This is a genomic window from Flavobacterium artemisiae (assembly GCF_042678225.1).
GTDB classification, from domain to species: domain Bacteria; phylum Bacteroidota; class Bacteroidia; order Flavobacteriales; family Flavobacteriaceae; genus Flavobacterium; species Flavobacterium artemisiae.
Window position 1 is genome coordinate 124,287 of the sequence record NZ_JBHUDZ010000003.1, and the last position, 12,918, is coordinate 137,204.

Annotated in this window: 10 protein-coding genes; 5 read left to right on the forward strand and 5 right to left on the reverse strand. The window is 34.4% G+C overall.

All coding sequences use genetic code 11. The annotated features are described in order from the left end of the window. Positions 1-8: 8 nt before the first annotated feature. The gene (locus ACFSC2_RS04805) at positions 9-1,814 is read right to left on the reverse strand and encodes a GNAT family N-acyltransferase (protein ID WP_379817545.1); all 1,806 of its coding nucleotides are present in this window, start codon (positions 1,812-1,814) and stop codon (positions 9-11) included. A 118-nt stretch (positions 1,815-1,932) separates the two neighbouring features. Between ACFSC2_RS04805 and ACFSC2_RS04810 the strand changes: the two genes are divergently transcribed. The 3 genes from ACFSC2_RS04810 (at position 1,933) to ACFSC2_RS04820 (ending at position 5,079) form a co-directional block, all read left to right on the forward strand. Further along, positions 1,933-2,694, forward strand: a complete 762-nt coding sequence (locus tag ACFSC2_RS04810; RefSeq protein ID WP_379817544.1) for an exodeoxyribonuclease III — start codon at positions 1,933-1,935, stop codon at positions 2,692-2,694. A 155-nt stretch (positions 2,695-2,849) separates the two neighbouring features. After that, positions 2,850-3,794: an OmpA family protein gene (locus tag ACFSC2_RS04815; protein ID WP_379817543.1), complete on the forward strand. Its 945-nt coding sequence runs from the start codon at positions 2,850-2,852 to the stop codon at positions 3,792-3,794. 247 nt (positions 3,795-4,041) lie between these two features. Continuing rightward, positions 4,042-5,079 (forward strand): aldo/keto reductase, encoded by a 1,038-nt coding sequence (locus tag ACFSC2_RS04820; protein WP_379817542.1) that lies wholly within the window; start codon positions 4,042-4,044, stop codon positions 5,077-5,079. 104 nt (positions 5,080-5,183) lie between these two features. Here ACFSC2_RS04820 and ACFSC2_RS04825 read toward each other — a convergent pair whose 3' ends face one another. The 4 genes from ACFSC2_RS04825 to ACFSC2_RS04840 form a co-directional block, all read right to left on the reverse strand. Beyond that, on the reverse strand, positions 5,184-6,803 hold the full coding sequence (locus ACFSC2_RS04825; RefSeq protein ID WP_379817541.1) for a DUF4139 domain-containing protein: 1,620 nt from the start codon (positions 6,801-6,803) through the stop codon (positions 5,184-5,186). A gap of 266 nt (positions 6,804-7,069) precedes the next feature. Further along, positions 7,070-7,693: a murein L,D-transpeptidase catalytic domain-containing protein gene (locus ACFSC2_RS04830; protein WP_379817540.1), complete on the reverse strand. Its 624-nt coding sequence runs from the start codon at positions 7,691-7,693 to the stop codon at positions 7,070-7,072. A gap of 21 nt (positions 7,694-7,714) precedes the next feature. Further along, positions 7,715-8,878 carry a VWA domain-containing protein gene (locus tag ACFSC2_RS04835; protein WP_379817538.1) on the reverse strand — a complete coding sequence of 388 codons (1,164 nt, stop codon included), beginning with the start codon at positions 8,876-8,878 and terminating at the stop codon, positions 7,715-7,717. 275 nt (positions 8,879-9,153) lie between these two features. Further along, positions 9,154-10,122, reverse strand: coding sequence for an SIMPL domain-containing protein (locus ACFSC2_RS04840; RefSeq protein ID WP_379817537.1), 969 nt, complete (start codon positions 10,120-10,122; stop codon positions 9,154-9,156). Positions 10,123-10,269: 147 nt separating this feature from the next. On the opposite strand from ACFSC2_RS04840, the gene ACFSC2_RS04845 reads away from it, so the two are divergent. After that, positions 10,270-12,093, forward strand: a complete 1,824-nt coding sequence (locus tag ACFSC2_RS04845) for a tetratricopeptide repeat-containing sensor histidine kinase (RefSeq protein WP_379817536.1) — start codon at positions 10,270-10,272, stop codon at positions 12,091-12,093. Continuing rightward, positions 12,090-12,839, forward strand: a complete 750-nt coding sequence (locus tag ACFSC2_RS04850; protein ID WP_379817535.1) for a LytR/AlgR family response regulator transcription factor — start codon at positions 12,090-12,092, stop codon at positions 12,837-12,839. The genes ACFSC2_RS04845 and ACFSC2_RS04850 overlap by 4 nt, the downstream gene beginning before the upstream one ends. Positions 12,840-12,918 lie beyond the last annotated feature (79 nt).

Sequence of the window (12,918 nt, forward strand, 5' to 3'; positions counted from 1 at the left end):
AAAGATATTTATAAATCTCCTTTTTCAGAGAGTTTTTTTTCCAATTCAATCTGAAACTCCTCAATAACAGGTTTCATGGTGCTTTCTGGAATATCGGCAATTCTAATGTACATTAAACCGTCAATAGCATTGTTAAAAAGCGGATCAACGTTAAATGCAACAACTCTTGCGTTTTGCTTGATATATTTCTTAATTAAAACAGGTAAACGTAAATTTCCTGGTTCCAATTCGTCAATAATCTTATCAAATTTATTCAAATCAGATTCTGCTTCGTCAAAGATAAAATCTTTATCGGCGTCTTTTAATTTTACTTTATACGCTTTCTTCGGATGAATATATTGCGCAATATACGGATCGTAATAATTTGATTTCATAAACTCAATCATCAACGATTTTGAGAAATCAGAAAATTGATTACTGATACTTACACCGCCAACTAAATATTTATGTTCTGGATGACGTAAAGTAGTATGAATAATACCTTTCCATAACAAGAATAAAGGCATTGGTTTTTGTTGGTATTCACGAGTGATAAACGCACGACCCATTTCGATCGATTTATGCATCATATCGTGAAGTTCCGGTTCGAATCTAAAAAGATCTGTTAGATAAAAACCTTCTATTCCATATTTTGGATAAATCTCAGAACCTAATCCCATGCGGTAAGCTCCGGCAATTTTCTTAGTTTCATCATCCCATAAAAACATATGGTGATAATATTGATCGTATTCATCTAAGTCAATAGATTCATTCGTTCCTTCGCCAACTTCACGGAAAGTGATTTCGCGCAGACGACCAATTTCATGAATGATATTCGGAATTTGTTTTGCGCTTGCAAAGAAAACTTCGTAATTTTTACTCTGCAAAAATCTAGAATCATTATCTCTTAAAGCCTGAACTTCATCAATCATTTTTGATTCGTTGGCAGGAGTAACAATTTTTTTCGGCGCTTTTGGTATTTTAAGACTTGCAGTATCAATCAGTTTGGTATCTTTTTCAAACGGATTAGCAAGCATATAGGTTTTCTTTCTTAAGAATTCAGAATATTCTTCAAAAGATTCAATTTCATTTTGTTCACTTACAGAAATTGGTTTTCCAATACGAACTTTAATCACACGGTCTTTCTGTGTTAATAGTTCAGAAGGCAATTTTGCAGTTCGAAGTGTATCGTCAATTTTAGAAAGCCAATAAAATAATTTACTGTTTTTGGCGTGAAAGTAAATCGGAACAACCGGCACTTTTGCTTTTCTGATTAATTTCAGAGCGCCTTCTTCCCAAGGTCTGTCAACAACTAATTTTCCATCTTTATAAGTAGAAACTTCTCCGGCAGGAAAAATTCCTAATGGTTTTCCGTCACTTAAATGACGTAAAGTTTCTTTAATTCCAATTACGCTCGATTTTGCATCCTTATGATTTTCAAAAGGATTAACCGGCATAATGTATTTTTTCATCGGAACAATTCTGTGTAACAAGAAGTTGGCAATGATTTTGAAATTTGGTTCTCTTTCAAGCATTAATTTCAAAAGCAAAATTCCGTCAATTCCTCCAAGCGGATGATTAGAAATTGTAATATAAGCACCGTCTTTTGGCAGACGTTTTAAGTCTTCTTCAGGGATTTCGAATTTGATCTCCATCTCATCCAAAATTCCATTCAAAAACGCCAGGTCTTCCAAGTGTTTATTACGGTCATAAATTTTGTTAAGGGTCGAGATCTTAAGAACCTTCATAAGAATCCAGCCAGAAAACGTACCGAGAACTCCGTACTTTTCAACATTTATTGCTTTTGCAACTTCTTTCGCGGTAACTAAACCCATGTACTACTTTTAAATTATTAGAACAGCGAACAAAGATAACAAAAAACTCTACTTTTCATTGTTTCCAAGACAAACTTTGCACTTTTTTATTACATTTGAAATCCTAAAAAAATCGATGATGAAAATTATTTCTTATAATGTAAACGGAATTCGAGCTGCGATAAACAAAGGTTTTATCGAGTGGCTGCAACAAGCAAATCCTGATGTAATCTGTCTTCAGGAAATCAAAGCGACTCAGGATCAAATTCCTGTAGACGATATTACTGCAGCAGGATATCCGTTTCAATATTATTATCCTGCTACCAAAAAAGGGTATAGCGGTGTGGCAATTCTTTCTAAAACAAAACCCAATAATATAGTTTTCGGAACTGGGATTCATCATATGGATTTTGAAGGAAGAAATCTTCGCGCCGACTTTGATGATGTTTCTGTAATGAGTCTTTATCTTCCATCGGGGACAAATATCGAAAGACTCGATCATAAGTTTATGTTTATGGATGATTTTCAAAACTATGTCAACGAATTAAAAGTAACGATTCCGAATTTGATTATTTGTGGTGATTACAATATTTGTCACGAAGCGATTGATATTCATGATCCTGTTCGTAACAAAACGGTCTCTGGATTTTTGCCGGAAGAACGCGCTTGGCTGGACACTTTTATGAAATCTGGTTTTATTGATAGTTTCCGTCATTTCAACAAAGAACCGCATCATTATTCTTGGTGGAGTTATCGTGCTGGAGCAAGAGGAAATAATAAAGGATGGCGTATCGATTATAATTTGGTAGCTGATTCTTTAGAAAAAAGATTAAAACGTGCGGTAATTCTTCCAGATGCCGTACATTCTGATCATTGTCCTATTTTAGTAGAGATTGACTAAAGTTTGGTATTGTTATTGTAAAAGGAAATGAAGTTTAAATTTCAATATTGAATCCAAATCCCAGCCTTTGGAATTTGGATTTTATATTTTGGAATTTTTACCCAAAATGTAGAATTGTTAAACGCCCCCAAAATAAAAAACCAAATTAAAGAAAGATGATTAAAAAAGCCTCCATCGGATTGCTAGTATTAGCAATGTCTGCAACGTCCTGTGTTTCTAAGAAAATTTACAATGATCTTGAAACTAAATATTCTGATTTAAAGAAAGAAAACCGTTCTATAGCTGACGAAAATGATAATTTGAAGAAAGACAAAAATCAGTTAGAACTGGATCGCGATAAATTGAACAAAGAATTAGCGAGCACAAAAGATGATTTAGCAAAACAAAAAGCTGATCTTGTCGCTGAGCAAAAAAAATACAAAGTTTTACAGGATTCTTATAATGCATTAGAAAAAAACAGTAACGATGCATTAGAGAAAAATTTAGCTAAAAACCGCGAGTTATTAGCGCAGTTAGAAGCAAAAGGTAAAGCGCTTGCAGAAGAACAGGCACGTTTAGATAAAACGGCAAATCGTTTGAAGGAATTGGAAGATATGATTGCTGCGAAAGAAGAAGCAATGCGTAAACTAAAAGAAACTTTATCTAAAGCTTTAACAGGTTTTGAAGGTAAAGGTTTAACAGTGGAACACAAAAACGGAAAAGTATACGTTTCGATGGAAAACAAATTACTTTTCAACTCAGGAAGCTGGGCTGTAGGAACTGAAGGTAGAAAAGCGGTTACAGAACTTGGAAAAGTTTTAGGCGATAATCCAGATCTTTCTGTTTTGATTGAAGGACATACAGATGATGATCCGTATGCAGGTTCTGGACCAATTGCAAACAACTGGGATTTATCTACAAAAAGAGCAACAGCAATCGTAGCGATTTTGAGTGAAAACCCAAAAATCAATAAACAAAAATTAACTGCAGCAGGAAGAAGTGAATTTTCTCCACTAGCAAGCAACGCAACTCCAGAAGGAAAAGCAAAAAATAGAAGAATCGAAATTATCTTAACTCCAAGATTGGATGAAATTGCGGAGATGTTGAATAGTATTAATTAAGGTTCATAATGACAAAGGAACAAAGGCTCAAAGGTTTTTACTTTTGAGCCTTTTTTTTCCTGCAAGGTTTCCAAAACCTTTTAGATTTAAGTAGGTTTAGTTGGAAAATGCGAATACCTACAAGGTTTTGGAAACCTTGCAGGAGAGCATAAAAATCTTGTACTTTTTTTAACCTTTGTCATTTTTCAATTTGAAAAATCACTTTGTACCTTTGCTTCTTTGCAACTTTGAACCTATTTTAAAAAAAATGATCTACACAACTTTACCCAACACTGATATAAAAGTCTCAAAAATATGTCTTGGAACGATGACTTTCGGACAGCAGAATACAGAAGCAGAAGGACACGAACAAATGGATTATGCGCTTGAAAGAGGCGTGAACTTTTTTGACACTGCCGAAATGTATTCGGTACCAGCAAGTGAAGCAACTTACGGAAGCACAGAAAAAATCATCGGAACTTGGTTTAAGAAATCAGGAAATCGCGACAAAGTGATTTTAGCTTCTAAAATTGCGGGTCCCAATCCGAATTTTGGGTACATGCGTGAGAAATTGGACTTTTCTCCAGCGAGTATCAAATTTGCGGTTGAGCAAAGTTTAAAAAGACTTCAGACCGATTATATCGATTTATACCAAATGCACTGGCCGGAACGTAAAACCAATAACTTCGGACAGCGTGCTTTTCACGGACATGATGATGTTTGGGAAGATAACTTTAGAGAAATCTTGGAAACTTTCGACGGATTAATCAAAGAAGGAAAAATTAAACACATTGGAGTTTCTAATGAAAATGCCTGGGGTATGATGCGTCTGCTTGAAGAAAGCAAATACAACAATCTGCCAAGAATCAAAACCGTTCAAAACCCGTATTCTTTATTGAATCGTTTGTTTGAAGTGAATTCCGCAGAAGTTTCAAAATATGAAAATGTTGCTTTACTTGGATATTCCCCTTTGGCCTTCGGAGTTTTGACTGGAAAATTTTTAACTGGCGAAAGTCATCCAAAAGCGAGAATTAACCTTTTTCCGCAATACAAACGTTACAATAGCGATCAATGTACCGAAGCAACCAAATTGTATCAGGAAATCGCTAAAAAACATGGTTTAACGCTGACACAATTAGCAATGGGATTTGTTTTGGCGCAGCCGTTTTTAACAAGTGCGATTATTGGTGCTACAACTTTAGAACAATTAAAAGAAAACATCGACACCATTGATGTAGTGCTTTCTAAACAAATCTTAGCCGAAATTGACGCAGTTCAGGCGATAATTCCAGATCCTGCACCTTAATTTTTTTCGTCGCGAAGACACAAAGTTTTATAAACACGAATTCCACAAATTTTCACGGATTGATCTGTGTTAATTTGTGGAATTAGTGTTTAAATTCTATTTGTCTATAAGTTCAAAACCTGATCTTTTGGATATTTTACCCTGTAACTAATTCTAATTTTCTTGGTTTCATTTGGTTTCAACTGTAATTGCCAAGTCAGGATTCCAGTTTCAGGATTTACTTTAGCCGAATCGCTTTGCAACAATTCAACTTCGATTTCTTTATTGGTAGTCAACGGATATTGATCTTTAAGTAAAAGCGCCACATTTTCTTTTTTGTTGTTTCGAACCGTAATATCATAAGTAAAAGTTTGTTCTTTTTTGGCAGATAAAAACTTAGTTCCCGATTTATCAGCCACTTTTTCTCTTTTAATCGAAACTTTTTTATCACGACCCATACTTAAATTCAAAGTATCGCTGGTTTGATTTGGCTGAATAAACGTTTTACCAACATACATGCCTTCAAAAATAATATTGGCTTCGCCTTGCAATAAATTGTATTTGCTGTAATCGGCAATTTCAGCAAGAAGAAAAGCTTCATTTTCTAATCTCGGAACAGCATAATATTTATAAGTAGCTGGAAGTTTTATTTCTTTTAAAGATACACTGTGTACTTTTCCATTCGATAAAATATCATAAGGAATGTCTATATCAAAAGCGATATTCAACTGGTTTTCTGTTACGGTTGTAAAATCAGAAATTGAAGATTCAGCCATAACAGGTGCAGGTGCATCAGCGCTTTTTTTCTCTCTCATTGCACCATAAGCAGTGCTTTGAACTTGGTTTGCTACCGCTCTTTGATTATAACCATAATTCACATTGTTTCTTAAAAACCAAGAACTTAATATAGGAGCCTGATTGTTTTGATTTGGATAACCGCTGGAAAGTGTCAATTTTACTTTTTTCCAGTCAATGCCTGTGTTTTGAACTACTTGCGCCTTGTACATCATATTGATTGGAGCGTTTACACTTTCGGTACGCAGATCATAAAACGGTACCCAAGAGGCACTTTGAGTTAAATAGGATATTTCCAAAGGAACCGGCCCAGCAATAGTATTCATAACCTGAACAATCAATTTTCCAGAAGATGTTTTTTCTTCTTTGCTGGTGTCAACTTCCAATTTGTTATTTAATTTTTGAAGCGTTTCATTCAGCTTTTTCTGTTTGTCAGTTAGTGTATTGATATTGTTGGCAATTTCAATTTGCTTGTTTTTATAATAATCAACCATCTTCATTAATTCAGCAACATTCAAACCAGAGTTTGCTCCAGAAATCTGCTGGTTTTTATCTAGCAGCTGCATGGTTTTGTTTTCAGAATTAATGGCATTGTTTACCTTCTGAATTTCTTTCTGAACGATAGTAATACTATCACTCACTCTTTTTATGGCAGGTGATTTATAATCAATTTCAAATTCTGAAATATAATTGTTGGTAAACTGAACCGAAAGAACAGTCACATTTGCCGGCGCACCAATTTGAACCGAACTTTCATTCAAATAAGAAGCTACATTTTTAATCACAATTTCGCTTGTTCCAGCAGGAATCACAGCGTTGGCAGTCTGCGAAATTTCGGCAGCATTAAAATATACTGTAGCAGCTTTTACTTTTGCCGTAGTAAAAATGGGTTTCTGTGCATTCGCGAAAGCGCAGATTAAGAATGCGATGAATAGAATTGATTTATTCATAAGGTTGAATTTAAATTACAAGGGAAATATACAGATTATTAAGGTTGATTTAAAACTGAGTGATATAAAACAAACTTTGTGTCTTAGTGCGGTTCAATTTTAACGCAAAGTTTGCAGAGTTGTTATCCGCAAAGCTTTGCCAACTTTGAGTCTGCTCTACATAAATTAAAGCAAAAATACTTTGAGTAAAATCTTTGCGAACTTTGCGTTTAAAACCACAAACTGAAGCAAAAAAACTTTGTGTCTTAGTGCCTTTGCGGCAAAAATCAATAATACATCACCAAAATGATTTTCTTTTTAGAACTGTCAATGAGTTTTTCAAGAACACCAAAAAACTTTTCGTTTACCATCGGGCATCCCAAACTATTGCAAATCGGGTAGGGCTGTTCTTCAAACGGAATGTCGACATATTTGTGTAAAACAATATTTCGGTTAAAAGCATTACTGTTGGTTTTGTCTAAACCGTATAATTTGTAGGCTTTTCCAAAGCTTCCAGAATAAGAATAGCCGATTGCATATTTACCTAACGAACTACAGTTGGAACTTTCAATATTACTAAATTTCAATTCGCCGCGAATTCCAGTTTCGGAGCCAGAACCGTGTCCAACCAAACCTTTATTGAGTAGTTTGTTGTTTTTTAGGTCATAAACAAAAAACCGATTCCTTCCAGATTCTATCTTCATATCTAAAAAGAAAACTACATCTGAATTGTATTTCGGAGATTTCCCCAAAAACCTCTTAATCTCAGTAATCTCACTTTTTAATTTCACTTCGTAGGAATAAATCGGTTTTGAATTTTTGACTTTTATCGGTTTTTCCTTTTTGTTTTCACAGCTCAAAGAAATAAGCGGAATCAGTAAAAACAGTATAAAACAGATTGTCTTTTTCATTTGATTTAGAAATGGAATGCGTTATTGTTTTTCAACTGTATAACCTTTCACTTTTGCAAAAGCCACAATCGAACTGTTTATCGTGTTGCCCAAATCGTCTTGCTTTTTTGTTTTTTTAGCCTCAGTAGTAATGTATTCCTGACGTTTTTTAGCCAAAACACCAATTTCTTTTTGAATCGCTTCTCTTTCTTTTGTTTTCTCAGTGACGATTGCTTTAATCTCCGCTTCCGATTTGTCTTTAAATTCAGCAGGTAGTTCTTCTTTTCTCATTTTGGCAATTGCATTCGGGTCTTGTTTTGCTTTGTCAACCAAATCCCAGCTTTCGTTTTTATAAACAGCTTTCGATTTACTAACCGCACGATTCGTATAATTGGCGTTCGAAACCTTTTTGGCATTCTGATCCTGTATCACCTGATTCATTTTTTTCTCTGCTCCTTTAGCGCCATAATTAATATACGTTTTGTTCATTTTTTCATCGCATTTCGTGATCTCATCGTCATAAGGCGTTGCAATATATTGAACCGCTCTATCAGAATCGATGTTGAAATATTTACCTTTTCCGCGGTCGGCGCCATCTTTCCAAAATGTGTTGATGCCTTCTGTTTTGTTCCCGCAAAAAATAGTATTCACATAAATATCATTTTTCAAAGCATTGCTGATCGCTTCTTTATAACTGATTTTTCCCTGATTGAATTCTTCGTTTCCAGCAATATAAATCAGTTTCATGCTGTTGTTTTCCGGAGCCCATTTCAATTCTTTTGTCGCGTCTTGAATTACAGCGCCGCAATATTCACTGCCGCCATTTGTTTTTAAAGCAAATAATTTTTCTGAAATCAAATCGAGATCTGTCGATAAAGCAGTTATTTGTCTAATGTAATTTGATCTTTCAGACAAACCGTCATTGCCATATTCATACAAAGCAATTTCGATTTCAGGTGTTTTTCCTTCGTATTTTAAAGTCGTCAGTGTATTGACAATTTCCCATAATCTTGATTTTGCCTGATCGATTAATCCGTCCATACTGCTTGACGTGTCCAGTAAAAGCGCCACTTGAATTTTGGTTGTATTTGCAGTATTCGGTTTTTCGATAATTGTATTTTGTTTCGGTTTTGCATTCGACGAATTGCATCCAGCTAAAGAAAATACAGCGGCGAAAAGTGCAGAAATAAAAAGATTTGATTTCATAATTTTAGTTTTAATTGATTGATTATAGATCAAACTTAGAAACTAAAAAAGCTCATTTTTTGGACAAAGGGTGAAACGGTCTTTTGACTTGGTGAAATGATTTTTGGATTAACCCGATTGGTGATGTTATTTGAAAATGCATAACTACGACACTGATGAAACGGATTTGCTATCGCAAAGACGCAGATAAAAACTGATTTATTTACGATAGAATCTAAAATCCGCGTCTTTGCGATAGCAAATCCGTTTTATCCGCGTCAAAATAGTGCGTTTTATTAATACACTGGTTTTGAAGAGTTGACATTGATAGGCTTTAAATCGCCATTTGGAGTAACCAGAATATATTCTCTATCCGTTTTTGCAGTTTGTTTCTTTTCTTTTTCTCTATTAATGAAAATTTTGACTTCATACTGCACCTGAATAACAGGTTCTAAAACAGCGGGATTTATTATAAAATCAAATTCTTTATTAAAAACCGGCTGATAATAAAGTGTAGTAGATTTATTGGTTTGGTTTACGTTTGCCGATTTTTTTAAGTTTAAAGAAGAACTGTTATATGCCTCATAAGAGTTGTACATTTCTACAGGTAAGTTAACAACGAAATCATCGGCGATTCTTTTTTCGGCATTAGCAAATGTCTCGCCAAGAAGTAATTCGTAGTTTTTTATTTTTTCCTGAATCAGCAATTTTGCTTTGTTCATCATTTCTTTTTTAATGGTTTCTAAAGCATTGGAGAAATAATCAACACGAACCAAATCATAAATTTCATAATTAGATAAAATCGAAATAAAATCATTGAGCTGATTAGGATCTGAGAATTTGATATGAATGTTTTTCTTTAATTCAAATCCTACTGGAACTTCGTTGTAGGTTTTACGGTTAAAGACTTTTTTCTCGACTTCATATTCATAAACTGGAACAAACGAAATCATATCGACGAAAGTTTCAACGCCTTTATTGAGTTTGATTTCTGTGAGCGATTTGGTAATTCTTTGGTCAATTAATTCATTGACTTCTTTAGTTGTTTTGCCAGTTTGCGTGGTACTGAAAATTGCGGTGTACGAATCAGCCTTAACATTGGCAAGCCCTTTTACACTTGCCACAATACCTTCGTGAGAAGGAAAATTGACATCGATCGTATTATTGGTTTGATATTTATTTTGATAATTGACATTTCCAGAAACTTGTCCAATCATAAATGGAGAAATTAATAATGCTGAAAAGAAGTAGAATAGATTTTTCATGGTCGTTGTTTTTGAGTTTACGAAGCAAATCTATTGACTGAAAAAACGTATTTTTGGGAGAATGGGTCAACCGCCCGTTTGACTTGGTGAAAGATATAGGATAGAAATTCGAAATTAAGTTACTTTACACTTCTAAATATTCTAATTGTGAAACGTCATTTATTACTTGGTTTTAGTCTGTTTTTTTTAATGCTTTTGTTTCCGCAGGGCATAATTGCGCAGGCAATTCCTGAAAAGAAAATGGAGAAAAGCAGTAAAGCTAAGATTAGCAAAACTGCCGTGGAGTTATCTAAATCATTGGATGAAAACGATGAATCAAAAATTGCGGCCAATTACGAAAAGTTAGCCAACGAATTTCTAGAGAAAGGCGATAACGCCAAAGCGGAGGAATATTACAAAAGAGCTTTAAATACCTATACCAAATTAAAACTTGCCGAAGATAAAACCCGCGTCACAAGAAATCTCGCTAAAGCGCAGGAAAACCAAAAAGACTTTAATGCGGCAATAAAAAATTACGAAGCGGCGGGTTCTTTGTCAAAAAGTGAAGCAGAAGAAAAAATCAATCTCAACGATGCAAGCCGATTAAAAAACCAGGCAGATCCAGCAAGCCAGACCAATTATGTGGATGCTAATATTGAATTGCTTAAAAGAGAAAAGAAAAGTCAGGAAGTTAAAGAAGCCTATGTTCAGAAAGCACAAAATTCGCTGGATCTAAAAGATAAAAAAGAGGCTATTGAAAGTTATAAAAAAGCATTGGTCTACGCCAAAGATAAACCAGAGGATGTCGTTAAAATCAAAAATGAAATCGCCAAAGTTTATGTAGAAGACAATCAGTTTGACAAAGCACTTGCGATCAACGAAAAACTGCTTGCAGAAGCCAAAACCAATAACGATTACACTACCGAAATAAAACAACTGCAATCTTTGGCAACGCTTTATTTTGAAAAGAAAGAACCTGAAAAAGCCATTTCGTCTTTAAAGAATGCCTATAATTTGTCTTTTCAAAAAGGAAATTCGGCGGAAGCCAAAAAAAGTTTGTCTTCGTTAATTAGATATTACAAAACAAAAGGCGAAGACAAGCAAAGCATGGCGTTGTATGAACAGTTTTTTGATAATTTCGAAAAGTTGATCAAGTCCGACACAACGCTTATTGATGCTAAAACATTTCAAATTACCGAAGATAAAATTCGACAATTGGAAAAAGAGAAAGATTTAAAAGACGAATTGATTTCAAAGAAAAACACTTTTAATTATTTTCTATTAGCTTCTGTGGGTTTGTTGCTGCTGTTGTTTACGTTTATTGCAAAAGCTTTGTATTCAATCAAAATAAAAAACAAGGAAATCGCTTTGCAATCGCTTCGACGTGAAATGAATCCGCATTTTATTTTCAATAGTTTAAACAGCGTTAATCAGTTTATTGCCGAAAACAAAGAGTTGGAAGCCAATAAATACCTGACTTCGTATTCGAATTTGATGCGGAATATGATGGAAAACTCGAATAAAGATTTTATTTCGTTAGATAAAGAAGTCGAGCAATTGAAGAAGTATCTGGATCTCGAACATCTTCGTTTTCAGGATAAATTTGATTTTGAAATTGTAGTTGATGATTCGCTTGACGCCGAAAGAGTTTTTGTTCCGAATATGATTATTCAGCCGAACCTCGAAAATGCTATCTGGCACGGACTGCGTTATCTGGAACAAAAAGGTTTTCTGTCACTTCGTTTTGAATATGTAAACAGAAAAATGAATGTTTTTATTGAAGACAACGGAATTGGTTTAACCAAAAGTCGTGAACTGAAAACCACCAATCAAAAAATCTACGAATCGCGCGGTTTGAACAATACAAAAGAGCGAATTGATCTTTTGAATGAATTGTATAAAAAGGATATTTCGTTTGCAATTTCGGAGAAAGAATCTCCAGAATCGGGAACAATTGTTCAGATTGTTTTTCCTTTAATTGATAAAATATGATGACAATCCAAAAGATAAAAAGTGTAATTGTCGAAGACGAATTGGCAGCGCGCGAAGTACTTAAAAATTATTTAAGCAAATATTGCCCGCAAGTTGAGGTTGTCGGCGAAGCGCAGAATATCAAAGAAGCCGTTCCGTTACTGCATGAAATTAAACCACAATTGGTTTTTCTCGATGTAGAAATGCCTTTCGGAAATGCTTTTGATGTTTTAGAAGCGTGTAAAGATCTTCAGTTTGAAACCATTTTTGTCACCGCTTTTTCAGAATATTCATTGAAAGCGTTAAACCAAAGTGCGGCTTATTATCTGCTGAAACCAATCAGCATTGAAGAATTGATTGTTGCGGTAAACAAAGTCCAGCATCAAATTCTAAATCATGAAATCTTCAATAGAAATAAAATCATAGTCGAAAATTTCCACGAACAAAAACCAGAAAAACAACAGGTGATTCTGCCGACTTTAGAAGGTTTTGAAGTCGTTAAAATGGAAGATATCATCCGACTCAGAGGAAACGGCAATTTTACCGATTTATATCTGAATAATGGAAGTAAAAAAATGGTCTGCCGTTTTTTAAAGCACTTTTCAGAAATTTTGCCGCTGCCATTTATGCGCGTTCATAAATCGCATATTATCAATATCAATGTGGTCAAATCGTATAACAAAGGCGGTATTGTTACCTTAAACGACGGAACCGAAATCGAAGTTTCGCCAACTTATAAAGAAGATTTTTTAAAGAATTTTAAATAAAGTATTTTTTGCCGCTAAGGCACTAAGGCGCAAAAAAATTTTAAATCTCGCAAAGTCGCAGAGTCGCAAAGTTTTTTTG